This is a genomic window from Thermoactinomyces sp. FSL K6-2592, assembly GCF_038006465.1.
In the GTDB taxonomy this organism is placed as follows: domain Bacteria; phylum Bacillota; class Bacilli; order Thermoactinomycetales; family Thermoactinomycetaceae; genus Thermoactinomyces; species Thermoactinomyces vulgaris.
The window spans coordinates 287,226-309,269 of sequence record NZ_JBBOVH010000001.1 but is presented as its reverse complement, the minus strand read 5'-3'; the positions used below and the strand labels follow the sequence as shown (position 1 = coordinate 309,269).

Sequence of the window (22,044 nt, the reverse complement as noted above, 5' to 3'; positions counted from 1 at the left end):
TCCTTCCCGCCGGGTCATGATTCTTGCTCCCACCGGTCTAAAATCCGGTTAATGTATTTTTTCAATTCCGCGGCGCATTCCCGGTACCGCTCCACGCTGCCGCCGACCGGATCTTCAATATCCATTGTCCCATTCATCTCTTCCAGATATTGTTGTTCCTGTTCCCTCAGCGGCTTCAGGGCTTTTTCCATGGCGGCCTTTGCTTCGTCCGGCCAAGGCTCGTCCGCTTTGACGGAAAACTGGGCCTGAATTTTTGCCCGGATGCTTTCCGCTTCCAGATACAATTGATCCAGCTTTTTATGGATTTGCTCAGATTCTTCTCCCCACAAAGCATACTCTTTCAAAGTGTATATTTTTTCTCTGCTTTGCAAGAAGTTTTGTGCGATGAATTGTTTATGCTCTTCCGTCATCGCCAAAATCAAATCAGACCATTCGACGAGTTGCTGATTCAATAAACGGGAACGATGATTGCAGTTGATGCCTTTTTCTTTTAATACCTCCACCGCCTGCATGGACGGCCTCACCCCGTCGATGGCAGCAATTCCGGCGGACTTCACCTCGACCGGGATGTTCCTTTTCCTGGCCGTTTCACGGAACAATCCTTCTGCCATGGGACTCCGGCAGGTATTCCCCGTGCAAACAAACAACACCCTTTTCATGATGTTCACCTCAATTTTCACCTGTTCTTCAGTATCCGTTGAACAGATGGATGATATACCCTTTCCCCCTTTCTTTTAAAAACATACCACTAAATCCCCGGCGGCTTCCACATCTTCTCTGTTCCTGCCGCCAGCGGTCAAAACAGAAATTTTCCTCCCAAAAAAAGCAAAATAAACCCTCCGATCACTTCCCCGTAGCGGCCAATCCATCCCCCGAAAATTCGTCCGAGCATCAGTCCCGTTCCCGCCATGGTCAGTCCGGCGAAACCAAACAACAAAACCGCGAGCACCATGTCTGTCGAAAAAAAGCCGAGACTCAATCCAGCCGAAAGGGAATCCATGCTTACACTCAGTGAAAGCATCAATGTTTGCCAGAACGATTGAACTTGAAGTTCCTCCGAATCATCCCCTTTGACGACCTGGTACAGCATATTCAACCCCAACAAGCAAAGCATGATGCCTCCCAGCATGACGGCAATATCTTTCAACAAAGCACTTAAAAAGTGCCCGATCCCCATTCCCAAAAGAGGCATGATGATATGAAAAAGGCCGACGGACAGGCTGATCAACGTCATTTGCGAACCGGAAATCCGCTTCAATCCCAGCCCGATTCCCATGGAAAAAGCATCCATGCCGAGTGCTACCGCAATCATGGATAAAGTCATCACTTGACCCCATTGAATGAGTGTAAGCTCCATTGGTTCCCCCCCTGAGCCTGCTTGTCACATTCCATCATATGCCGGATCCCGAAAAAAAGAACCAAGCTTGCCATGGCCACCGGAATCTGTAGTAAAATCATCTACAGACCATTTCAATCAATTAAGAGGAGAGAGCCATATGTGGGGTCTGGTTATTTTGATTTTTTTGACACTGTATGGCCTGATGGGTTATTACATCGGCCGCAAAGGTTGGAAATATTTGATCCGTAAGGATTCCCCCGTAAGCAAAGTCCTTTTTATCGCGGCGCTGTTGGCACTGATCGTCCCTTTCCCGCTGTCCGAACTGGGAAAAAACCTTTTGCCTGAGCGCATCGGTTCCTGGTTGGGCATCTGGGGAGGACACTCCATGATCATCGTTTTATATTTGTTCTTTCTGATCCTGATGCTCGATGTGGTCCGCTTCATCGACCGCCTGGCCAAATTCATTCCTCCCGCCTTTAAAAATCATCATTTCACTCCTTATTCCCTGGCTGCGGCAGTTTTTCTCCTCGCAACGGTTCCCGTGGCTTACGGCAGTTGGAATGCACAACATCCGGTGGTCAAAAAATACAACGTCCACGTCAACAAAGATGCCGGCGAAATGAAACAACTCCGGATTGCCATGGTATCCGACATCCATTACGGTCCCGTCATCGATACGGACAGACTGAAAACCTTGCAACAGATGATTCATCAAATCAAACCGGATTTGGTTTTGTTGGCCGGTGACATCACCAACGGTCCTCTTCCGCCGGGGGAAGACCGGAAATTGGCCACTGCGTTGGGAAATATCAAGGCACCGTATGGCGTCTATGCCGTTCCCGGAAACCATGACCGCGATCTTGCCGAACGGGGAAGCGAACTGATGCAGGCGTTGAAACAAGCCGGCATAAAGGTTTTAAAAGACGAGAAGGTTGTATTCCCAAACCGTTTCACCCTGATCGGCCGGGATGACCCTCATTTGATCCGGGAACCGGGACGCAAAGATCTGGCATCTTTGATGAAAGGAACCGATTCTTCCCAACCCTTGATTCTTCTGGATCACCAACCGATCGAGCTGGAACAGGCACAAAAAAACGGCATTGACCTGATGCTTTCCGGGCATACCCACCACGGACAAATTTTCCCCGGAAACTGGATCACCGCCATGATCTACGAGAATGACTGGGGACTTTTGCAAAAAGGCGGTTTTTATTCCGTCGTCTCCTGCGGGTTCGGCACATGGGGACCGCCTCTTCGGATCGGAAACCGGCCGGAAGTCGTGGAAATCACGATGAATTTTACATAAACAGAAAAAAACAGCTGCAGAAGATTGCAGCTGTTTTTTGGTTTCAGGGCCTATTGTCTCACACTTCCACCATGTTGCCGGAGGCCGCTTTTTTCATGCGATTCATCACGGAAGCAAACAACCCTTGTTCCGGAAAAGCTTCCGCAAAAATCACATCCACCTTTTGTTCGTCAAAACGGCGCAATGCACCATACAAATGGCGGGCAACGCTGGCCGGATGGCGGCGGGATCCGGCTGCAATCACACAATCCGCCCGATCATACTTTCCTTGGTTCTCTTCCGTGGTGAGAACCCCGACCCGTTTTCCGTTTTTGACGGCCTCTTGGACTTGTTGTTGTATGTACAAAATCACCGCTTCCGGATTCCCTTTGACCAGCCACATTTCTCCCTGCGGGGCGTAATGCCGGTATTTCATGCCGGGTGAACGGGGCGTTTGGCTTGCGTCCATCAATCCGGGGTCCACGCGAACTTCCCCCAGTGTTTCTTGCAACTGTTCCAAAGTGATTCCTCCCGGCCGGAGCAACACGGGGATTTCCCCGCTGACGTCGACCACGGTGGATTCCACCCCGATGCCGGTCGGACCTCCATCCAAGATTCCGTCAATTCTTCCGTCCAGATCATTTAAAACATGCTCGGCCGTCGTGGGACTGGGCTTCCCGGAACGATTGGCACTGGGAGCCGCCACCGGAATGTCCACCTCGTTTAACAAGGCCAGCGCAACCGGATGATCCGGCATCCGGACCGCCACCGTCGAAAGTCCTGCCGTCACGTTTTCCGCCAGGTTATCACGGTGGGGCAATACCATCGTCAGAGGGCCTGGCCAAAATTTTTCCGCCAGCTTTTGCGCATTCTCCGGAAACCGGCGGACCCATTTGGCCAGCTGCTCTTTTTTTCCGATATGAATAATTAACGGATTGTCCGAAGGCCTTCCTTTGGCTTCATAAATCTGTGCAACACTGTCGCGGGATGTGGCAATCGCTCCCAAACCATAGACGGTTTCCGTGGGAAAAGCGACCAGTTTCCCCTGGCGCAAATAAGCCGCCGCCCGTTTGATGGCTTCCGAATGAATGAGCTGTTTTTCCTCCATCCCGCAATCCAGTTGAAACCGTTCTGTCTTTTTCAACATTGGCTCCCTTCTTTTCCACGTTTTATCCACTTATGATAACACATTTTCTCAATGCGGCAACGAGGTCGGATTCTCACAGGTGTATACCATCGGCTGCCCCCGGTGGATCGACTGTTTCAAATGGGCGGATTGATGCAACTCTTCCGGCAAATGTTCTTCGCCGGTCTTGACAAAACCGAGCCGGGTGAAAAAATGCGTGGATTGACCGGCCAGCAAATAAATCCGGGACAACCCCATCTGTTCGGCATAAGAAAGAATGACTTGAATCATATGGACTCCCACTTTGCTGTTCCAGGGAGCCCGCTCCAAAACAAAAGACCGGATCAACCCGTACGGAGGATACACTTCCATGCCAACGATGCCCACCATTTGGGAAACATCCCCTTCCCCTCCGCCGGGAAGTTCGGCGATAAAAAAGTGATCCAGGTGCTCCTCGATCCCCCGGTCATTTAATCCGACTTCTTTGAGCAATTTGCGAATCTGAAACAAATCTTTTTTCTCCGCTTGACGGATGATAAACATACCTTTCCCCCATTCCGCTGAAACTCTTTGATATTAGCGGTATGAAAGAAAAAGGTTTCATAGAACCAAAGAGTCAGTCATTCATCCACTTCTTTGCCTGGTCCAAGAGAAAAAACCGTACTTCGGGCTTCTTGTCCTGTTCTTCTTTTTGTGCTTTCGCTTCCGAAGCATAAACCGGTTGCGCCGATGTCATGGAAGTGGAGAACGATTCGGGCGATTTGGCCTTGACGGCATCCCCGTTGCTCATATCCACAAAACACAGGGGAGGAAACAACACGCACCACCAATTCTCCCCTTTGCCGCTTCCGATCTGGATGCGAAGCGCCTCATAATCTCCGGCGGGATAAACCTTGTCTCCGTATAATTTGGTCGGGAACGGAACCATTCCATAGTCCACCCGGACCGCGTAATCATACCCCTGTTCTCTGACCGTTTTCCGCGCAATTTCCTCAAAACGGGGCAAGTGCTCTTTCACCAGTTTTCTCGCTTCTTCAATCGTACGGGGCTGAGTCACCCATGTATTCATTTCGTGAATTACTTCGTCGCGGACTTTTCGTTTTAACCACTGATCTTCTGGCTGGTCGCTGTTGGCCAAAATTCTGAGGCGGATGGCCTGATCCGGGATCCGGTTCGAAGATGACGCCATTTGCGTTTGGGTCGCATCCTCCCAAACCCGTTGGTAAAAAAAGATTCCTCCGGAAAGCACGATGATACCAAGAATGAAATAAGTCCATTTACGCATTGCCCATTCCTCCTCTTTATCCCTACCCACAGTATGGACAGAGAGGAGAAAACTTAATCTTATTTTTTCAGAATTGATTCTCCGTCCTGAAACCATCCCAAAACCATCCGGTCTCTTCCCGCCAGATCTTTTCTCACTTCCACGCGGGTGATGCGCGGCATTTGGCGAACCAGCCCGCAAACCTCTTCGCCTTGGTCGGCGCCAATTTCAAAAGCAACCAGCCGCGGGCTTTTTGGCCAACCGGAAAGTTGCCGGGTGATCCGACGGTACGGTTCAAGGCCGTCCGCTCCCCCGTCCAATGCAAGGCGGGGCTCATAACAAGAAACGGTTTTGTCAAGGCTTGCAATCTCCCCGGAACGTATATACGGTGGATTGGAAACCAAAATGTCGATGGGGGGATGCTCCTTTTCAAGCGGCTTTAAATAACTTCCCAAAACCCACCGGATCCGCTCTTTCACCCCGAATTTCCGGGCATTTTGCCTTGCCACCGACAATGCTTGTTCTGAAATGTCAATCGCGGTGACCTGCCAGTGGGGATGTTCCAGTGCCAACGAGACAGCAATCGCCCCGCTTCCCGTCCCGACATCGACCACATGTACCGGACGGCCGGCAAACAGCTTTTCCCCTTCCCGCAACACAGCTTCCACCAGCAATTCGGTTTCCGGTCTGGGAATCAACACCCCGGGCTTCACCTCAAAAACCCGCCCAAAAAACTCCTGATCCCCCACGATATATTGCAGCGGTTCCCCCTCGCCACGTCGTTTCAGCCATTCCCGGAATTTGGGTTCCAGACGCTTTGGCCAAGGATCGGCCATTTTCGCAAAAAACGCGGCCCGCTCCACCCCGAGAAGCCGGCGCATCATGTATTCCGCTTCAAACTGCGGAGAATCGGTTCCGCTTTGCTGTAAAAAAGAAGAAGCCTTTTGCCAGGCTTCCCGGATCGTTTTATTTTTCATCAAACTCACCCTTTGAATCAGGAAGTCTTTGTTTCCTGCTCCTTCAACAACTCGGTTTGCTCATGCAAAATGAGCGCATCGATAATCTCTTCCAGTTCTCCGTTCAGAATCAGATCCAATTTGTGCAACGTCAGTCCGATGCGATGATCCGTTACCCGGCTTTGCGGAAAATTGTAAGTCCGGATCCGTTCGCTTCGGTCACCGGATCCCACGGCCATTCTTCGGGCGTTTGCCATTTTTTCCATTTCTTCTTTCTGCTTCAAGTCAAACAAGCGGGCACGAAGCACCCTCATCGCTTTCTCTTTGTTGCTGTTTTGTGATTTTTCATCCTGACAGGAAACAACAATCCCCGTCGGAAGATGGGTAACGCGTACGGCAGACTGGGTCGTGTTGACGCTTTGCCCCCCGGGGCCGCTGGAGCAGAAAGTGTCGATGCGAATGTCTTTATCATGAATCTCCACTTCCACTTCCTCGGCCTCCGGCAAAACGGCAACCGTGGCCGTTGACGTGTGAATCCGTCCGCCGGACTCCGTCTCCGGCACCCGTTGTACCCGGTGTGCCCCGTTCTCATACTTCAATTTGCTGTAAGCCCCGTTGCCATCCACAGAGAAAACCACTTCTTTAAATCCGCCGAGCCCGGTGGTGTTTGCCTCCAGGACTTCCACTTTCCATCCTTGTCTTTCTGCAAAACGCGTATACATGCGGTACAAATCCGCGGCAAACAATGCAGCTTCTTCTCCTCCTGCCGCCCCGCGCACTTCCACGATCACGCTTTTCTCGTCATTCGGGTCTTTGGGCAGCAACAGGACTTTGATCCTTTCCTCCAGCTCCTCTTTCCGGCGGCTCAGTTCGTCGATTTCGGCTTTCACCAATTCACGCATTTCTTCGTCCAGTTTATCTTCCAACATCGATTTTGCATCATTCAATTGCTCAATCGTCTCTTTATATTCAATATAGGCTTGATTTTTTTCTTCCAACCCGGCCTGCTCCTTGGAGTATTCACGCAACTTTTTGGTATCATTGATCACTTCCGGGTCACAAAGCAGGCGGCTTAACTCTTCATAACGTTGATGTATCGCCTCAAGACGATCTAACACTGTGCTCACTCCCGTAAAATCGGATCATTTTGCCATGCATATCGGCTAACTATAAGATATAAGTATGATGATTGATCAAGAATTGGCATCAATTGATTTTACCACAAGCCTTGAAAGAAAGCGAAGGAAATGGATTGGAAAGAATGGTATGATAAAAAAGCAGAAGACCGGTTAAAAAATATAAAAGGAGAGCGATCATGAACGAAGTCATCTTTAACATCATCAATAATCTGTTGCTTATCGGTCCTTTGATTGTTTTATTTTGGCTGATAAACCATTCCGAAAATACATACTCCGATTCCGATATAAAGGGAAACATTTTGGGTTTTCTGTGTTACTTGATCGTATGGATCGGTTATCTTGCCAGTTTCATCATCGGTCTCTTGCTTTTTTTCTACAGCCATGCTTTCTTGCCATGGACACAAAATTTCGATGTCGATCCGTATTCAGTGAACATGGTTAAAAACGTCGGTATGTCACTATGGATCCCGTCCTTGATCGCCATGTCGGTTTTGTTGCCGCCCGTACGCCGGTTTTGTGCCCGTTTTCTCCGCATTCACCCCGGGAGCAAGGTCCATGCCGTCGCCTTATCCCTTTCCATGCTGGTTTTTATTCAGTTTTTTGTCACTCAGAGCTTCGGGTTGGAATCGATCAATGAACAGACGGTTCCCGGAGATGAAGCCGGAACGCTTTCCTCCATCTGGTCGCAAGACATCCTGTTCGGCATTTTGGGACTGGTCGGGGTGGGATGGCTGTCCAGACGATCATTCAAGGAATCTTTGGACCGCTTGGGATTGAAAAAAATCACCCTCAAGCAGGCGGCAGCCGGCATTAGTATCGGACTGATCATGCTTTTGGCCCCGATCATCGCACAATCGGTGGCAGAGACCCTGAATTGGTCCGAGAACGTGCATGCCAATGAGTTGACGGACAAAATGCTCGGACCGTTACTCTCATCCATTCCCGGCATTTTAACCATCGGACTGGCAGCGGCTCTTGGAGAAGAAATGATTTTCCGGGGGGCATTGCTCCCGCGGTTCGGCTTCGTCTACACCAGTCTGTTGTTTACATTGGTCCACGCTAACTACGGATTCAGTTTCAATTCCCTTGTTGTTCTGTTGCTTGCCTTGGTACTGGGTTGGGCACGGATCCGTTATAACACCACCGTATGTATGATCATTCATGCGACGTATAACATCTCCGTGAGCCTGTTGGGCAGTTAACCCCCGTCTCCAAACGGCGGGTTTTTTATATTTCAAGAATCCCTTCTTTCTGTCTCAACACCTCATGGCAGTGCCGGCAACGGGCTTCATATTGTTCTTTGGCCCCGACTTGGATCACCGGATCATCAATGGCAGCCGGACGTCCATCGATCAGCCTCTGGGTGCGGCTTGCCGGACCTCCGCATTTTACACAAATGGCCTGCAATTTTGTCACATATTCCGCCACAGCCAACAACACCGGAGTCGGGCCAAACGGCTTTCCCCGAAAATCCTGATCCAATCCGGCACAAATCACCCGTTTTCCCTGATCGGCCAACTGCTGGCAAATATCGACGATTTCGGGTTCAAAAAACTGAATCTCGTCAATGGCCACCACATCCACATTTTCTTCCAGCAATCCGGGAATTTCACTTGCACTTTTCACCGGACGGGCATCCGCCATCAAACCATTGTGTGATGCGATCGCTTCTTGATGGTAGCGGTCATCAATGGCCGGTTTAAAGGCGGCCACTTTCTGCCTGGCAATTTTGGCACGGCGGATCCGGCGGATCAACTCTTCGCTTTTTCCGGAAAACATCCCGCCGCAAATCACTTCAATCCAGCCGCTGTGATCACCACTTAATGGATGAATATCTCTCATTGTTGTTCCTCCAACTCCCGAAAAATTGATGCTCAATCCATTTCTTTACACAAAGAAAAAGCACCCAGCCCTTCTGGATGCCCAAGCAAACTCTCTTTATTTTAACATACACAGTCTCAAGTTTGCTGAATGAAAAATAAAAAGGCAAGCCCGATTTTCTGCTTGCCTGACTTGCCAGGATATTATTTGAGGTTGTATTTCTTTTTGAAGCGATCGATACGCCCACCTGCACTGACCATTTTTTGTTTCCCGGTGAAAAACGGATGACATTCTGAGCAAATATCCACCCTCAAGTTTTCAACGGTCGATCCGGTTTCAAATGTATTTCCACACGCACAGGTGACTTTGGTCAATTTGTATTCCGGATGAATTCCTTGTTTCATTCGTCTCACCTCTTTCCTAATGCCGCTTCCATACGTACATTTAGAACCACTGGTGTATTATAGCACGTTTGATGATGAGAAAGCAAGAAAAGAGACCAGCCCCCGTCGCAACCGGCCGTTTAAAAAGGCACACTCTCCGGTTTCAGGAGAGTGTGCCCTTCCATAAAAATAAACCAATATGAGAGCAAGTTATTTTAAAACCCGCAAGGGATTAATCGCTTTCCCGTTTTTGCGAACCTCAAAATGCAAATGATAACCCGTGGCACGACCGGTCTGTCCCATCATCCCCAAAACGTTCCCTGTTTCAATCTCCTGGCCTTTGCTGACCAAAATTTGGCTGAGATGTGCATAATAAGTGACCCATCCGCCGCCATGGTCAATGACCACAAGATTTCCGTAAGATCCGGAATAACCCGCCTGGATCACGACTCCGCTTAACGATGCACAAATTTCAGCTTTGGCTTTCTTTGCGTTCCAAATATCAATCCCTTTATGCTGACGGCCGTTTCGCCAGCCGAAATTGCTGGTGATCTGCCCATTGACCGGCCACCGGAACACATAAGCCCCTTCACGGTCTGCCAACCGGATCGTATTCTTTTTCTTTTTGTTCGCATTCGCTTTTTTCGGCCATGACCCCGGAATGCTTTCCCTCCATTTCTCGGGAACGGCAATGAGTTGCCCGGCATACGTGAGCGGGGCCTCCTTCAGCTTCGGGTTCAAATAAAGCAACAGTTCACGGGATGTATGGTACGTCTCGGCCAAAGCCGACAAGGTATCCCCGGACTCCAAGCGAACCCATTTTTTCGCCAAAGGAATTTTGATCTCCTGACCAATGTATAACAAGTCCGGGTTTTCCAACCGGTTGAACCGGACCAGCTCTTGATGAGGGATTCCGAACAATCGGCCGATCTGTGACAGCGTATCCCCCTTTTGCACACGATAAGTGAGAGGCTTTGTCTCCACCGTGGCAGCCAAATTCCCCTCGGCAACCTGAGAAATGGGGCTTAAAAATTGGTACATTGCTTCCTGTGCAATCTGCTCCTTCTCCGGTTCCGGATCAGCTCCATCGGCCAATTCCCGGGCATAAACCGGATGCTTATCCGTCCCCATCATCCATGAAGCCGATGTTGAACAGATGGCTAAGGAAGAAGCCAATAAGGCACGTTTTGAAGACATTTTAGCACCTCACAGAAGATAATGGATGGGGTGAAGTTCACCCGGTTTTATCTTTATGTGAGGAATTTCTTTAATATGACAACAAGCCGGCGTTAAGAGACCGATGTCTTGGTGCGATGGGACTTGAACTCGATCGAAGCGAGGAATTCCTCATTCGACTCGGTGTTTTTCAACCGTTTCACCATAGCTTCTGTATAATCAGAAGAATCATTCAATGACTTGCGAATCATCCACAACTTTTCCAGTTCGGTCTTGCTGAGCAACAATTCCTCACGGCGCGTTCCGGAGCGGCGGATGTCAATGGCCGGGAAAATTCTGCGCTCGGCCAGACGGCGGTCCAAATGAAGTTCCATGTTCCCCGTTCCCTTAAATTCCTCATAAATCACATCATCCATCCGCGACCCGGTATCCACCAGCGCCGTCGCCAAAATGGTCAAGCTGCCGCCTTCTTCCACGTTGCGAGCGGCACCGAAAAATCTTTTCGGCCGGTGCAAAGCAGCCGGATCGATTCCGCCGGACAAAGTCCGTCCGCTCGGGGGAATCACCAGGTTATAGGCTCGTGCCAAGCGTGTAATACTATCCAGCAAAATGACCACATCTTTTTTGTGTTCCACCAGACGTTGGGCTCTTTCCAAAACCAGCTCCGCCACTTTAACATGGTTTTCCGGCAACTCATCAAAAGTGGAACTCACCACTTCCGCATCCACGGACCGCTGCATGTCCGTCACTTCTTCGGGCCGTTCGTCAATCAACAGGACGAACAATTCGATATCCGGGTGATTGGTGGTAATACTATTGGCAATTTCTTTTAACAGCATCGTTTTGCCGGCTTTGGGCTGAGCGACGATCAAACCGCGCTGTCCCAAACCGACCGGGGCGATCAAATCCATCATCCGCGTTGAAATCCGATCTGGGGTGGTTTCCAAAAAGAGACGTTTCTGCGGGTAAAGAGGAGTAAGCGCAGCAAAGTGGAGCCTTTCCGCAGCAATGTCGGGGTCTTCGCCATTGACTGCTTCTACATGAAGCAATCCAAAATAACGCTCATTTTCTTTCGGAGGCCGGACTTTACCGGACACCAGATCTCCGGACCGCAAATCAAAGCGGCGGATTTGTGAAGCGGAGATGTAAATATCCTCGGAGGACGGAAGGAAATTAATCGGCCTTAAAAAACCGTATCCCTCGGAAAGGATGTCCAGCACACCCTCCATAAACATATATCCGTCTTTTTCCGCCTTGGCTTTTAAAATCGCAAAAATCAATTCTTTCTTTTTCATCTGTGAATAGTACGGAATTTGATATTCTTTCGCCAGCTTATACAAATCCACCAAGCGGCGATTTTCCAAATCACTTAACGTGAGCTCCATGTGTCGCATCACCACTCGATTCTATTGAAATTCTCTTCCTCTTTCCGGATCAGAAAGAGGAAGAGGAGAAAATTATAAAATAAGATTTGGTTTTTTCTCAAGTTTATGCGTTCCGTCCATGAAACGGATGGTTCCGGTTTTTGCACGCATCACCAACGAATGGGTTTTGGCCAGGTTTCCTTTGTAACGGACGCCTTTCAACAATTCGCCGTCCGTCACCCCAGTCGCTGCAAAAATCGCATCATCCCCCTTGACCAAATCTTCCATTCGCAAGACTTTGCCCGGATCACTGATCCCCATTTGAACACAGCGGTTATATTGCTCCTCATTTTCCGGCAACAGCCGGCCTTGGATTTCCCCGCCCAAGCATTTTAATGCAACGGCAGACAAAACCCCTTCCGGAGCACCGCCGGCCCCGAACAAAATATCCACCCCGGTGTCGGGAAATCCGGTATGAATCGCCGCAGCCACGTCCCCGTCCGGAATCAACTTGATCCGCGCCCCCGCTTTGCGGATATCCTCGATCAGTTTCGCATGTCGCGGGCGGTCAAGCACCACCGCCACCAAATCTTCGACATCCTTGCCGGTTGCTTTGGCAACCGCCTTCAAATTATCCTCCACCGGCGCATCAATATCAACTTGTCCAACGGCTTGCGGCCCCACGGCAATTTTATCCATATACATGTCGGGGGCATGCAACAATCCGCCGCTGTCGGAAATCGCCACCACCGACAGCGCATTCCACAAACCTTTAGCGACAATATTGGTGCCCTCAAGCGGGTCCACCGCCACATCCACTTCCGGGAGATAACCCAAGCCCACTTTTTCTCCAATGTATAGCATCGGGGCCTCATCCATTTCTCCCTCGCCGATGACAACCGTCCCGCGCATCGGAATCGTGTCAAACACTTTGCGCATCGCTTCTGTTGCCGCTTCATCCGCTTCGTCTTTCTTGCCGCAGCCCATCCACCGTGCGGAAGCAATAGCGGCCGCCTCGGTCACACGCACCAGTTCCATCGTTAAACTTCTTTCCATGATCGATCCCCTCACCTGTTTAAAATAAACATCAAAATGACAACAAAACTCCCAATCAGAGTAACATATTTATGATATATGTTACACGATTGTACGGGGATGGATCAATTTTTTGATATCTCGATGGAGGAAACGCCTTTTCGGTGAAGAAAATCACGAGAACACAAAGTGGTTGTGCACAGAAAATGCGAGGGAACGACGAAGATATTTATAAATCATGACTATCAAAAACAGTAGAGTGAAAAATCCCAAAAATAGGAATGTACCGGTTAAAAGGGGAGTCCGGCCGGGAGATTCCTTCCCGGCCAAACCCGTCTGCGATCAAGATTGTTTCACTTTTTCCCAATCGGCCTCAAACTTTTCAATCCCTTGATCCGTCAATGGGTGACGAACCATTTGTTCCAACACCTTATACGGCAAGGTGGCAATATGTGCCCCGTTCAGGGCCGCTTGCGTCACATGCACCGGATGACGGATGCTGGCCGCAATGATTTGTGAGGAAATGTCGTGAATCCGGAAAATCTCAGCCACTTGCCGGATCAATTGCATTCCGTCCTGGCTGATATCATCCAGACGGCCGATAAAGGGGCTGACATAGGTGGCTCCGGCCCGGGCAGCCATCAAGGCCTGGTTGGCGGAAAAAATCAAAGTGACGTTGGTATGGATCCCTTTTTTGGCAAAATGATTGACGGCTTTTAATCCTTCTACGGTCATCGGGACTTTAATCGTCACCTGGTCCGAAATCGAAGCGAGACGCTCTCCTTCTTCAATCATCCCTTGCGCGTCACGGCTGAGGACCTCCGCGCTGACCGAACCGTCCACGATCTCCGTGATTTCTTTGAGCACTTCTTCAAAATCCCGTCCTGATTTGGCAATGAGGCTGGGATTGGTGGTTACCCCGGACAACAGTCCCCATTCATGAACCTGGCGAATTTCATCAACAATGGCCGTATCTAAAAAAAATTTCATCGCAACCACCTTCTAACCATAATTGTTCAATCGCTTACGCTTTGCCGGAGCTTCCAAACAAACGCATTTTTGCTTTAACGGTTTCTTTGATGGCTTCGCGGGCCGGCCCGAGGTATTTGCGCGGATCGATCATATCCGGGTTTTTATCCAGCAACTCACGAACCACTTTCACCATGGCAACTTGGTTTTCCGTATTCACATTAATTTTTCCGACACCCAGGGAAACGGCTTTTTGGATGGATTCGTCCGGCACGCCAGAACCGCCGTGCAGAACAATCGGAGCTTCAATTTGGCTGGCAACTTTTTCAATGATGTCGTAGCGGATTTTCGGCTCTCCTTTATACATGCCATGAGCCGTTCCCACCGCAATCGCCATCGCGTCCACTTTGGTTTCTTCCCAGAAGCGGATGGCTTGCTCCGGATCCGCCAATGCGGCATCTTCTTCGGAAACGTTCAAATCGTCTTCCACACCACCAATGGTTCCCAATTCTCCTTCCACAGATACCCCCACGGCATGGGCAGCTTCGACCACTTTTTTGGTCAGGCGGATGTTTTCTTCAAACGGATAATGGGAACCGTCGAACATCACCGAAGAAAATCCGGCCCGGATACATTTCATCACCACTTCAAAGCTGCTTCCGTGGTCCAGATGAAGGGCGACGGGTACATCAGCTTCTTCCGCAGCGGCTTTGGCCAATGCCACCACGTTGTTCAACCCCATGTAGCGGATGGCACCTTCACTGGCTCCGAAAATGAGCGGGGAACGTTCTTCTTTCCCGGCTTCGATAATGGCTTGCACGAATTCCAGGTTGTTTACATTAAATTGCCCGACAGCAAAACCTTCTTTTTTGGCTTGCGGCAAAAAGGCATTCATCGATACAAGTGGCATGATATGTAGCCTCCTTCAGTTCAAAAAATCATCATTTTGACATTATAACACTTGATCGGAGGATTGGGTAGAAAGAGATGCACTTCCTTAATAAAACCGACTCTTTGTTAAATGCAATATTTGTCTGGCGTCATCCGGGGTTGCCACCTTCCGCTCCAGTTCCCCGGCAATCCGGACCACGCGCTCGACCAGCCGGACATTGGTTGCCAGTTCCCCTTTCCGGTAATAAATGTTGTCTTCCAAACCGACGCGTACATGCCCTCCCAAAATCACGCCGAGTGCAGCCATGGGCAATTGGTGCCTCCCGATTCCCGCCACCGTCCAGGTCGCCCCTTCCGGCAACTGGCGGATCAAATGGAGCAGGTTTTCCGCCGTGGCCGGAATCGCACCGGGAACCCCCATCACGAAATCAAAATGAAGATGACCGGTAAAATAGCCTCCTTTCACAAGCTTCAAGGCATTAGCTATCATTCCCACATCAAAGATTTCAAATTCAGGCCGGACCCCGTACCGTTCAAATTCTTCCGCAAATCGGGTGAGATGCGCGGGAGAATTCATGAACACTTCCCGACCGAAATTGACGGTTCCCGTTGTCAACGTGGCCATCTCCGGACGCAAAGAAAGGGGCTGCAACCTCTCATCCGGAGACATCCCCACCGCCCCGCCCGTGGAAACTTGCACAATGAGATCGGTCCGTTTTTGAATTTTTTCGATCACTTCCTGATAAAGCGAACGATCTTGGCTGGGACGGCCGTTTTCGTCACGGACATGAAGATGGACAACCGATGCGCCCGCCTCTCTCACTTCTTCGGCTTGAGCGGCAATTTCATCCGCCGTAACCGGAAGATGGGGGGTGTCCTCTTTCATCACTTCCGCCCCCACCAACGCCGCCGTAATGATCAGCTTTTGCAAACCGGCTCCCTCCTTCAAACCGATGATCCGGTCCGGTTCTTTTTCGGAACCACACAAGTTCCGGAAGCTCTGGCAACCACCACCGGCTCCTTGAGCACCCGGGCACGGGACGGGCAAGCGGGGTCAATGCCGCCTTCAATGACCTTGACCGCTTCAAAGGTCATTTTCCGGCTCGTGTTTCCCACTTTGACGATCCGTCCGGTCACTTCGATAAAATCGCCGGCATGAACAGGAGCCAAAAATTCCACTTGGTCATAAGCCACAAACAACCCTTCGTCGCCATCATGGCGTATCAACAGTTCCGTCGCGGCATCCCCGAACAAAGACATCACCCGGGCTCCATCCACCAGATTGCCCCCGTAATGTGCATCCGACTGACTCATCCGCAAGCGAATTTTTGCTTCCATCCTGATGATCCCCTTTATTCTCATTATGATGCCAGTTGCTTTAACACTTCCGTACGCAGCTCTTCAATGTCAAACGGCTTGGTAAAATGGGTGAGCGCCCCGAGTCGGCTGGCTTCGGCAACCATATCCAATTCGCCGTAAGCCGTCATCATAATCACCTTCGATTCGGTGTTAAACTTCCGCAAACGCCTTAACAGTTCCAAACCATCCATTCCCGGCATCTTCATATCCAATAATATGAGGTCCGGCTTTTCCGCTTGTATGATTTCAAGTGCCTGTTTTCCGTTGGAAGCTTGAAAAATATGTACATTTTCCTTGGAGAACACTTCCTGAAGCAAAAGTCGGATTCCGTATTGATCATCCACCACAAGTATTTTTTTATCCATTTCACCTCTTGCCTCCTCTCAGATCCGTCCCTGCAAACCCCGCTTCCATTTTGCATCTTCGAACATCAAAAGGGATTTATGACTAATATTTATCGATTCCTTCACTTATTTCCTGCTTCTTGGCGAAAAATGCGACACCCCCTTCTCCCACGAAAATTCCTTTAAATTTTAAAATGAGCTTATAAAAGAGGGACTCTTTTCATCGTATAATAAATTCATTGCAAAAGAGTTTTATTTGGACAAAGTAGGTGCAGACATTCATGAAATGGAAATGGTTTCCCATCATCACAGGGCTGGCCGTCCTTTTATTCTCCGCTTTTTTCATTTTTCACAAAGTATCCGCTCTGGAGGATCAAGAACTGCATGCGTTAAGCGGGGACGGATCCGACCTGTCTCACCAGCCGCAAGTGGTGTATTTGGTCCCTCATGCCGATGATGAATTGTTGTCCATGGGTGTCGACATCGTCAACCACATCCGCTTGCGCTATGATGTGCATTTGGTTTTGATGAGTCCCGGCGGCCACTCCCGCGCCCGCTTTTTGATCAACGGATTCAAAGACTCCGACCAAGAGCCCTTCCTCTTTAAAACGCCGGTTTATTGCCCTCTGCACAAGCGATATCATGATCCGGAAAAAGAACACTACCAGGATCTCTATCTCACCGTGGACGATCTGGGGGAAGCCCGGGTCCGGGAATTCAAAGAGTCTGCCAAGCTTTTGGGGATTCCTGAAGATCACGTCCATGTCTATGATCTTGAAAACGACCGGTTTGAAGAACAGGAACAAGAGATTCGCGAAATTGTGGACGAGCTTTTGCAACGTTTTCCGGACGCCCACTTCCGGACGATGAGCATCGAGGATTACCATCCGGATCACAGGATGCTGGGAAAAGTCCTGAGCGAATTTGAGAAAGAAGGCAAAATCCAGGGCGAAAAAACTTTATATTTTCTTTCCATTTACAAAACACGGTTCACAAAATACAAACCCACACAAAAAGAATATACAATGAAACTGCTGGTTCCGCAGGATGCAAATAAAATCAAGCGTGCCGTCCAAGTATACGGCAAGTGGGATCCGAAAAACGGATGGTACCAAATCGGCTATCACAGTGTCAAAAGCCAGTTTCTGCAATTAATGAAAAATAACCAAAATACATATCATTATTAATCGGCAGACAAAGGTCTGGGTTCCTCGCCCGGTCCTTTGTTACAATAGCTTTACAAGAGGACCTTTGTTTGACAAAAGGAGGAATACGATGCGCGTTTTGATGGTTGGCGCCGGTGCGGTAGGCGGATATTTCGGAGGAAGGCTTGTTGAAAAAGGAGGAGATGTCACCTTCCTGGTGCGAAAGAAAAGACAAGAGCAATTGGAGCAGAACGGGTTGGTGATCAAAAGCGTCAACGGCAATGCCGAATTAAAAGTGAAAACCCTGACCGCCGGACAACCGGCCCCCGCTTTTGACCTGATCATCCTCTCGGTTAAAGCTTATCACTTAACGAAGACTCTCAATGATTTGAAGCCGTATGTCGGGGAAAACACCACCATTCTCCCCCTGTTAAACGGGATCATTCACATTCAGCAGTTACAAAACGAATTCGGCGCTGAAAAGATTCTGGGCGGATTATGCTTTATTGAATCCACCTTGAATGACAAAGGGGAGATTGAACAATACAGCCCGCAACATGAAATCGTTTACGGCGAATTAAACGGAGATGTGACAAAACGGATCCTTGACATCCAAGCGTTGTTCGATGGTGCCGGTTTTGACGCGAGATACAGCCAAAAAATCCGGATTGAAATGTGGCAAAAATATATTTTCATCAGCGCCATGAGCGGAATGACCTGCCTGATGAACAGCAGTATCGGTCCGATCCTTTCCGCACCTTACGGAAAAGAAATGTACCAACAGCTGCTGGAGGAGATTGTCTCGGTTGCCCATCATCAGGAACCGGAAATCCCGACCACCCTGGCCGGAAAAATCCTCCACAACATGGAATCCCTTTCCCCAAGCATGAAATCTTCCATGTTGAGGGACATGGAAAAAGGAAAGCCGGTGGAATCCGACCATTTCCACGGGGCCTTGCTCAAAATGGCACCCGGAGATGCCCGTCTGCCGCTCATAAAAGCGGTCTACAGCAGGTTGTCGATTTATCAGCAAGAACTTGAGAAATCCAGTCAATAGAAAAAGCAGGCTCCACCTCGTGAAACCTGCTGTCCTGCTTGTTTCTAAGTCACCCGTTTTTCAAAAGCCATATACGGCTCATCATGACGGGGAAAATAAAATTTTCCTCTTTTCTCGTAACCGCAAGATTCATACAAATACATGGCCTTTTCATTGATCATCTGGGTATCCAGCCGGATGCTGGCATACCCTTCTTTTTTGGCAAATCGTTCGATTTCCGCCAGCAAAGTGCGCGAAATTCCTTTTCCTTGGTACTTTGGGTTCACACAAAGCCGGTGAACAACTAAAAACCGCCCGGATGAATCTTCCCACGGTATGTGATCATACTCCGGTTCCTGATGTTGATCCAACACAACACAAGCAACGATTTCCCCTTCGTTCATCAGCACATATAAATTTCCGCTTTGGATATCCTTTTCAATATCCTCCCGTACCGGATAATTTTCAGACCACTGATAAATATTATTGGCATTCATGATTTTGGTGGCTTCTTTGTATACTTGGAAAACTTCATCGGTTTGTGATGGTACGGATTTTGCAAATTCCATTTCTGTCCCTCCTGTTGTCACTAATTTGCGCAAAAAAATCAATAATAAAAGTCCCGAAAAAAAAGAGCTGTCATATGACATGACAGCTCCAACACAAAATTATACCAGGCTGCAAAGCGAATACAACGATGAATCAAATCCTTATTTAACCATTTTATGAACACTTCTCCCCCATTACATGAGGAGAATCCCCACGGCACAAACCGTTCCGCACAACAGACCGAAAAAGATGAAAATCCTCATCATCCCGTACCCTTTTTGATCCAGATGCATGAAAATATAAAGCTGCAAAATCACTTGAACAGCCGCCAAAAAAAGAATCACAAAGAGCGTTCCCTGCAAACTGAACCATTGATTAATCACGGCCAGAAACGAAACGGCCGTCAGGACAATCATGAATAAAAAAGAAACCACGTGTTTGAAAGCGGTATCACTTTTTTGCCTGACCGGCTTCACTTCGTTTTGCAGTTGTGTCTTCAAACCGGAAGCACCCCCGCTCTTTCAATCTGATTATTTTTATTATACAGAAAATAGCCAATGTTTGCGAATCCCTATACAAAAAACCCGGCTCTGAAATCAGCCGGGTTTTTCGCCTCAAACTTCCACTTGCGGCTTTAAATGCATTTGAAGTGCTGCTTTTACAAATTCACGGAACAGCGGTTGCGGACGCGTCGGACGTGATACAAATTCCGGATGGAACTGAGCAGCCACAAACCACGGATGATCTTTGTACTCCACAATCTCGACCAGTCTTCCGTCCGGGGAAGTTCCCGAGAACACGTATCCCACTTCCTCCAACGCTTTCCGGTATTCATTGTTGAATTCGTAACGATGGCGATGGCGTTCGTACACCAAATCCGATCCGTATGCCTGATGTGCGAGGCTGTCGGGAACCAACTTGCACGGATACAAGCCACGGCGCATGGTGCCGCCTTTTTCCTCGATCGTTTTTTGTTCCGGCAATAAATCAATAATCGGATGAGGCGTCGATGCATCAAATTCCGCACTGTGTGCCCCTTCCAGTTTCAGGAGGTTCCGGGCGCCTTCCACACAAACCATCTGCATACCCAAACAGATGCCGAGGAAAGGAATCCGCTGTTCCCTTGCGTACCGGATCGCCGAGATCTTTCCTTCAATTCCGCGGTCGCCAAATCCGCCGGGGACCAGAATGCCGTCCACATCCCCGAGAAGAACATGGACATTGGAATCGGACACGTCTTCGGAATTGACCCATTTGAGGTCAATCTCCGTATCCCGGTCAAAGCCGGCATGACGCAATGCTTCAACCACACTCATATAAGCATCATGCAAAGCCACGTATTTTCCGACGATGGCAATGCGTGTTTGATGGGTCAGGTTTTTCACTTTGTTGACCAGCTCCAACCACTCGGACATTTCCGCCGGTCCGCATTCCAAGCCCAACCGCTTGACCACAATTTCATCCAGCCCCTGCTCCTGGATCATCAGCGGGACTTCATAAAGGGTTTCGGCATCGCGCACTTCAATCACCGCTTCACGATCAATGTCACAGAACAAGGCGATTTTATTTTTTAGTTCTTCCGAAAGAGGATATTCGGTCCGGCAAACAATCACATCGGGTTGAATGCCGAGACTGCGCAGTTCCTTCACACTGTGCTGGGTCGGTTTCGTTTTCAATTCGCCGCTGGCCCGCATCATTGGCACCAAGGTGCAGTGGATATACATGACATGCTCCCGGCCGACATCGCTTTTGATTTGACGGATGGCTTCCAAAAAAGGCAAGCTTTCGATGTCCCCGACAGTACCGCCGATCTCCGTGATCACCACGTCGGCGCCCGTCTCACGGGCCGCACGGAAGACCCGGTCCTTGATTTCATTGGTAATGTGAGGGATGACCTGAACCGTCCCCCCTAAGTAATCCCCGCGGCGTTCTTTGTTAATGACGGATGAATAAATTTTTCCCGTTGTCACATTGCTGTTTTTTGTCAAATTAATATCGATAAATCGTTCATAGTGGCCCAAATCCAAGTCCGTTTCCGCCCCGTCGTCCGTGACGAATACCTCACCGTGCTGGTAAGGACTCATGGTTCCCGGGTCCACGTTGATATAAGGGTCAAATTTTTGGATGGTAATTTTCAGTCCTCTGTTTTTTAACAATCTTCCCAGGGAAGAAGCGGTAATCCCTTTCCCCAGAGAAGAAACCACACCACCGGTAACAAAAATATATTTCGCCATTTTTATCTTCCTCCTATAGACAAGGATGCCCTTTCTTTTCGCAAAATAGAAAAGAGCGCCCCCAATCAAGGGGCGCTCTTTTATTTCCGTTCATAACGAGCCCAGAAAATAATTTATCGCAGGAAATGACGATTGTCAAGCAACTAAATCACTTCATCCCCGTCGTCAAATTCATTTTCTTCCTCATCCATTGCAAATTCATCTTCCGTATTTTCGATCTCGCCCAACTCTTCTTCTTCCTCATCAAACAGTTCTTCATCAAGGTCATGATATTCGTCGTCTTCTTTGACGTTGGCTGCAACCGCGGAATCCGTCGCTTGGTCCGTCGGATACCATTCCCTCAATCCCCACAAATTGCGGCCGACACAGACAAACCTTCCGTCAATGTTGATTTCGGTGTAAAGCTGGGCGATGTAATGCTCGGCTTCTTCCTTTGTAAACCCTTTCATGCTCGAAACTTCGCCCATGATATCCCGGTACAGCATTGCTTCTCCCTTTTGTTTCAAAAGGTCGTAAGCCAAATCAACCATGGCAGTCTCTCGCACTCTTTCCACAGCGAGATTGTCACTCAAATTCGGACACATCCTTCCATCCAGAGGTGAAGACCGTATATCCTGTTTCTAGTACAA

General features: G+C 49.1%; 25 protein-coding genes. 4 read left to right on the top strand and 21 right to left on the bottom strand.

Annotation, left to right across the window (positions count from 1 at the left end; genetic code table 11):
- Positions 1-14: 14 nt before the first annotated feature.
- Together NYE37_RS01640 and NYE37_RS01635 are read right to left on the bottom strand one after the other, a co-directional pair.
- Positions 15-659, bottom strand: a complete 645-nt coding sequence (locus NYE37_RS01640) for a low molecular weight protein arginine phosphatase (protein ID WP_340712041.1) — start codon at positions 657-659, stop codon at positions 15-17.
- Between the two features lie 137 nt (positions 660-796).
- Positions 797-1,357 (bottom strand): manganese efflux pump MntP, encoded by a 561-nt coding sequence (locus NYE37_RS01635; RefSeq protein WP_037995831.1) that lies wholly within the window; start codon positions 1,355-1,357, stop codon positions 797-799.
- Positions 1,358-1,496: 139 nt separating this feature from the next.
- Between NYE37_RS01635 and NYE37_RS01630 the strand changes: the two genes are divergently transcribed.
- Positions 1,497-2,645, top strand: coding sequence for a metallophosphoesterase (locus tag NYE37_RS01630; protein WP_198050898.1), 1,149 nt, complete (start codon positions 1,497-1,499; stop codon positions 2,643-2,645).
- 58 nt (positions 2,646-2,703) lie between these two features.
- On the opposite strand, the gene NYE37_RS01625 is transcribed toward NYE37_RS01630, so the two are convergent.
- From NYE37_RS01625 to prfA, 5 genes are all read right to left on the bottom strand, one after another.
- Positions 2,704-3,771, bottom strand: coding sequence for an L-threonylcarbamoyladenylate synthase (locus tag NYE37_RS01625; protein ID WP_049720714.1), 1,068 nt, complete (start codon positions 3,769-3,771; stop codon positions 2,704-2,706).
- Positions 3,772-3,819: 48 nt separating this feature from the next.
- Complete coding sequence (locus NYE37_RS01620) at positions 3,820-4,293, bottom strand: GNAT family N-acetyltransferase (RefSeq protein WP_037995837.1); 474 nt, start codon at positions 4,291-4,293, stop codon at positions 3,820-3,822.
- A gap of 73 nt (positions 4,294-4,366) precedes the next feature.
- Positions 4,367-5,035 (bottom strand): stage II sporulation protein R, encoded by a 669-nt coding sequence (gene spoIIR / locus NYE37_RS01615; RefSeq protein WP_049720715.1) that lies wholly within the window; start codon positions 5,033-5,035, stop codon positions 4,367-4,369.
- Positions 5,036-5,094: 59 nt separating this feature from the next.
- Positions 5,095-5,991 carry a peptide chain release factor N(5)-glutamine methyltransferase gene (gene prmC / locus NYE37_RS01610; protein ID WP_049720716.1) on the bottom strand — a complete coding sequence of 299 codons (897 nt, stop codon included), beginning with the start codon at positions 5,989-5,991 and terminating at the stop codon, positions 5,095-5,097.
- Positions 5,992-6,008: 17 nt separating this feature from the next.
- Positions 6,009-7,088: a peptide chain release factor 1 gene (prfA, locus tag NYE37_RS01605; protein ID WP_037995745.1), complete on the bottom strand. Its 1,080-nt coding sequence runs from the start codon at positions 7,086-7,088 to the stop codon at positions 6,009-6,011.
- Between the two features lie 197 nt (positions 7,089-7,285).
- Between prfA and NYE37_RS01600 the strand changes: the two genes are divergently transcribed.
- Positions 7,286-8,311, top strand: coding sequence for a CPBP family intramembrane glutamic endopeptidase (locus tag NYE37_RS01600; RefSeq protein ID WP_037995747.1), 1,026 nt, complete (start codon positions 7,286-7,288; stop codon positions 8,309-8,311).
- Between the two features lie 25 nt (positions 8,312-8,336).
- Here NYE37_RS01600 and NYE37_RS01595 read toward each other — a convergent pair whose 3' ends face one another.
- The 10 genes from NYE37_RS01595 to NYE37_RS01550 all read right to left on the bottom strand — a co-directional run bounded on the left by NYE37_RS01595 (position 8,337) and on the right by NYE37_RS01550 (position 16,472).
- Positions 8,337-8,951 carry a thymidine kinase gene (locus NYE37_RS01595; protein ID WP_037995750.1) on the bottom strand — a complete coding sequence of 205 codons (615 nt, stop codon included), beginning with the start codon at positions 8,949-8,951 and terminating at the stop codon, positions 8,337-8,339.
- A gap of 182 nt (positions 8,952-9,133) precedes the next feature.
- On the bottom strand, positions 9,134-9,334 hold the full coding sequence (gene rpmE / locus NYE37_RS01590; protein WP_037995751.1) for a 50S ribosomal protein L31: 201 nt from the start codon (positions 9,332-9,334) through the stop codon (positions 9,134-9,136).
- A 189-nt stretch (positions 9,335-9,523) separates the two neighbouring features.
- A complete protein-coding gene (locus NYE37_RS01585; protein WP_198050900.1) occupies positions 9,524-10,510 on the bottom strand; it encodes a M23 family metallopeptidase in 987 nt (328 codons plus the stop codon).
- A 92-nt stretch (positions 10,511-10,602) separates the two neighbouring features.
- The gene (gene rho / locus NYE37_RS01580; RefSeq protein WP_037995753.1) at positions 10,603-11,874 is read right to left on the bottom strand and encodes a transcription termination factor Rho; all 1,272 of its coding nucleotides are present in this window, start codon (positions 11,872-11,874) and stop codon (positions 10,603-10,605) included.
- A 72-nt stretch (positions 11,875-11,946) separates the two neighbouring features.
- Positions 11,947-12,909 (bottom strand): class II fructose-bisphosphatase, encoded by a 963-nt coding sequence (gene glpX / locus NYE37_RS01575; RefSeq protein ID WP_037995754.1) that lies wholly within the window; start codon positions 12,907-12,909, stop codon positions 11,947-11,949.
- 321 nt (positions 12,910-13,230) lie between these two features.
- A complete protein-coding gene (gene fsa, locus NYE37_RS01570; RefSeq protein WP_037995757.1) occupies positions 13,231-13,878 on the bottom strand; it encodes a fructose-6-phosphate aldolase in 648 nt (215 codons plus the stop codon).
- A 34-nt stretch (positions 13,879-13,912) separates the two neighbouring features.
- Positions 13,913-14,767 (bottom strand): class II fructose-1,6-bisphosphate aldolase, encoded by an 855-nt coding sequence (locus tag NYE37_RS01565; protein WP_037995760.1) that lies wholly within the window; start codon positions 14,765-14,767, stop codon positions 13,913-13,915.
- A gap of 87 nt (positions 14,768-14,854) precedes the next feature.
- Positions 14,855-15,679, bottom strand: a complete 825-nt coding sequence (locus NYE37_RS01560) for a BKACE family enzyme (RefSeq protein ID WP_049720764.1) — start codon at positions 15,677-15,679, stop codon at positions 14,855-14,857.
- A gap of 14 nt (positions 15,680-15,693) precedes the next feature.
- Positions 15,694-16,086: a hotdog domain-containing protein gene (locus tag NYE37_RS01555; RefSeq protein WP_037995761.1), complete on the bottom strand. Its 393-nt coding sequence runs from the start codon at positions 16,084-16,086 to the stop codon at positions 15,694-15,696.
- A 23-nt stretch (positions 16,087-16,109) separates the two neighbouring features.
- On the bottom strand, positions 16,110-16,472 hold the full coding sequence (locus NYE37_RS01550; RefSeq protein ID WP_037995764.1) for a response regulator: 363 nt from the start codon (positions 16,470-16,472) through the stop codon (positions 16,110-16,112).
- A 260-nt stretch (positions 16,473-16,732) separates the two neighbouring features.
- On the opposite strand from NYE37_RS01550, the gene NYE37_RS01545 reads away from it, so the two are divergent.
- Together NYE37_RS01545 and NYE37_RS01540 are read left to right on the top strand one after the other, a co-directional pair.
- Positions 16,733-17,638, top strand: a complete 906-nt coding sequence (locus tag NYE37_RS01545; protein WP_049720718.1) for a PIG-L deacetylase family protein — start codon at positions 16,733-16,735, stop codon at positions 17,636-17,638.
- An 88-nt stretch (positions 17,639-17,726) separates the two neighbouring features.
- The gene (locus NYE37_RS01540; protein WP_340711726.1) at positions 17,727-18,653 is read left to right on the top strand and encodes a ketopantoate reductase family protein; all 927 of its coding nucleotides are present in this window, start codon (positions 17,727-17,729) and stop codon (positions 18,651-18,653) included.
- A 44-nt stretch (positions 18,654-18,697) separates the two neighbouring features.
- Here the strand turns inward: NYE37_RS01540 and NYE37_RS01535 are convergent, their stop codons facing one another.
- The 4 genes from NYE37_RS01535 to rpoE form a co-directional block, all read right to left on the bottom strand.
- Positions 18,698-19,201, bottom strand: a complete 504-nt coding sequence (locus NYE37_RS01535; RefSeq protein WP_037995769.1) for a GNAT family N-acetyltransferase — start codon at positions 19,199-19,201, stop codon at positions 18,698-18,700.
- A gap of 174 nt (positions 19,202-19,375) precedes the next feature.
- On the bottom strand, positions 19,376-19,681 hold the full coding sequence (locus NYE37_RS01530; RefSeq protein WP_037995771.1) for a cytochrome C oxidase subunit IV family protein: 306 nt from the start codon (positions 19,679-19,681) through the stop codon (positions 19,376-19,378).
- A 114-nt stretch (positions 19,682-19,795) separates the two neighbouring features.
- Positions 19,796-21,415, bottom strand: a complete 1,620-nt coding sequence (locus tag NYE37_RS01525) for a CTP synthase (RefSeq protein ID WP_037995773.1) — start codon at positions 21,413-21,415, stop codon at positions 19,796-19,798.
- Positions 21,416-21,558: 143 nt separating this feature from the next.
- Positions 21,559-21,987, bottom strand: a complete 429-nt coding sequence (gene rpoE, locus NYE37_RS01520) for a DNA-directed RNA polymerase subunit delta (protein ID WP_049720719.1) — start codon at positions 21,985-21,987, stop codon at positions 21,559-21,561.
- Positions 21,988-22,044 lie beyond the last annotated feature (57 nt).

Bases quoted from the DNA above. Each gene is read 5' to 3' on its own strand.
- fsa (WP_037995757.1), bottom strand. From the start codon at position 13,878: ATGAAATTTTTTTTAGATACGGCCATTGTTGATGAAATTCGCCAGGTT.
- NYE37_RS01555 (WP_037995761.1), bottom strand. From the start codon at position 16,086: ATGGAAGCAAAAATTCGCTTGCGGATGAGTCAGTCGGATGCACATTAC.
- rpmE (WP_037995751.1), bottom strand. From the start codon at position 9,334: ATGAAACAAGGAATTCATCCGGAATACAAATTGACCAAAGTCACCTGT.
- NYE37_RS01640 (WP_340712041.1), bottom strand. From the start codon at position 659: ATGAAAAGGGTGTTGTTTGTTTGCACGGGGAATACCTGCCGGAGTCCC.
- NYE37_RS01595 (WP_037995750.1), bottom strand. From the start codon at position 8,951: ATGAGAGATATTCATCCATTAAGTGGTGATCACAGCGGCTGGATTGAA.
- NYE37_RS01625 (WP_049720714.1), bottom strand. From the start codon at position 3,771: ATGTTGAAAAAGACAGAACGGTTTCAACTGGATTGCGGGATGGAGGAA.
- NYE37_RS01585 (WP_198050900.1), bottom strand. From the start codon at position 10,510: ATGTCTTCAAAACGTGCCTTATTGGCTTCTTCCTTAGCCATCTGTTCA.
- NYE37_RS01635 (WP_037995831.1), bottom strand. From the start codon at position 1,357: ATGGAGCTTACACTCATTCAATGGGGTCAAGTGATGACTTTATCCATG.
- NYE37_RS01540 (WP_340711726.1), top strand. From the start codon at position 17,727: ATGCGCGTTTTGATGGTTGGCGCCGGTGCGGTAGGCGGATATTTCGGA.
- NYE37_RS01620 (WP_037995837.1), bottom strand. From the start codon at position 4,293: ATGTTTATCATCCGTCAAGCGGAGAAAAAAGATTTGTTTCAGATTCGC.
- NYE37_RS01630 (WP_198050898.1), top strand. From the start codon at position 1,497: ATGTGGGGTCTGGTTATTTTGATTTTTTTGACACTGTATGGCCTGATG.
- NYE37_RS01550 (WP_037995764.1), bottom strand. From the start codon at position 16,472: ATGGATAAAAAAATACTTGTGGTGGATGATCAATACGGAATCCGACTT.
- prmC (WP_049720716.1), bottom strand. From the start codon at position 5,991: ATGAAAAATAAAACGATCCGGGAAGCCTGGCAAAAGGCTTCTTCTTTT.
- NYE37_RS01600 (WP_037995747.1), top strand. From the start codon at position 7,286: ATGAACGAAGTCATCTTTAACATCATCAATAATCTGTTGCTTATCGGT.
- glpX (WP_037995754.1), bottom strand. From the start codon at position 12,909: ATGGAAAGAAGTTTAACGATGGAACTGGTGCGTGTGACCGAGGCGGCC.
- rho (WP_037995753.1), bottom strand. From the start codon at position 11,874: ATGGAGCTCACGTTAAGTGATTTGGAAAATCGCCGCTTGGTGGATTTG.
- NYE37_RS01525 (WP_037995773.1), bottom strand. From the start codon at position 21,415: ATGGCGAAATATATTTTTGTTACCGGTGGTGTGGTTTCTTCTCTGGGG.
- NYE37_RS01545 (WP_049720718.1), top strand. From the start codon at position 16,733: ATGAAATGGAAATGGTTTCCCATCATCACAGGGCTGGCCGTCCTTTTA.
- NYE37_RS01535 (WP_037995769.1), bottom strand. From the start codon at position 19,201: ATGGAATTTGCAAAATCCGTACCATCACAAACCGATGAAGTTTTCCAA.
- NYE37_RS01565 (WP_037995760.1), bottom strand. From the start codon at position 14,767: ATGCCACTTGTATCGATGAATGCCTTTTTGCCGCAAGCCAAAAAAGAA.
- spoIIR (WP_049720715.1), bottom strand. From the start codon at position 5,035: ATGCGTAAATGGACTTATTTCATTCTTGGTATCATCGTGCTTTCCGGA.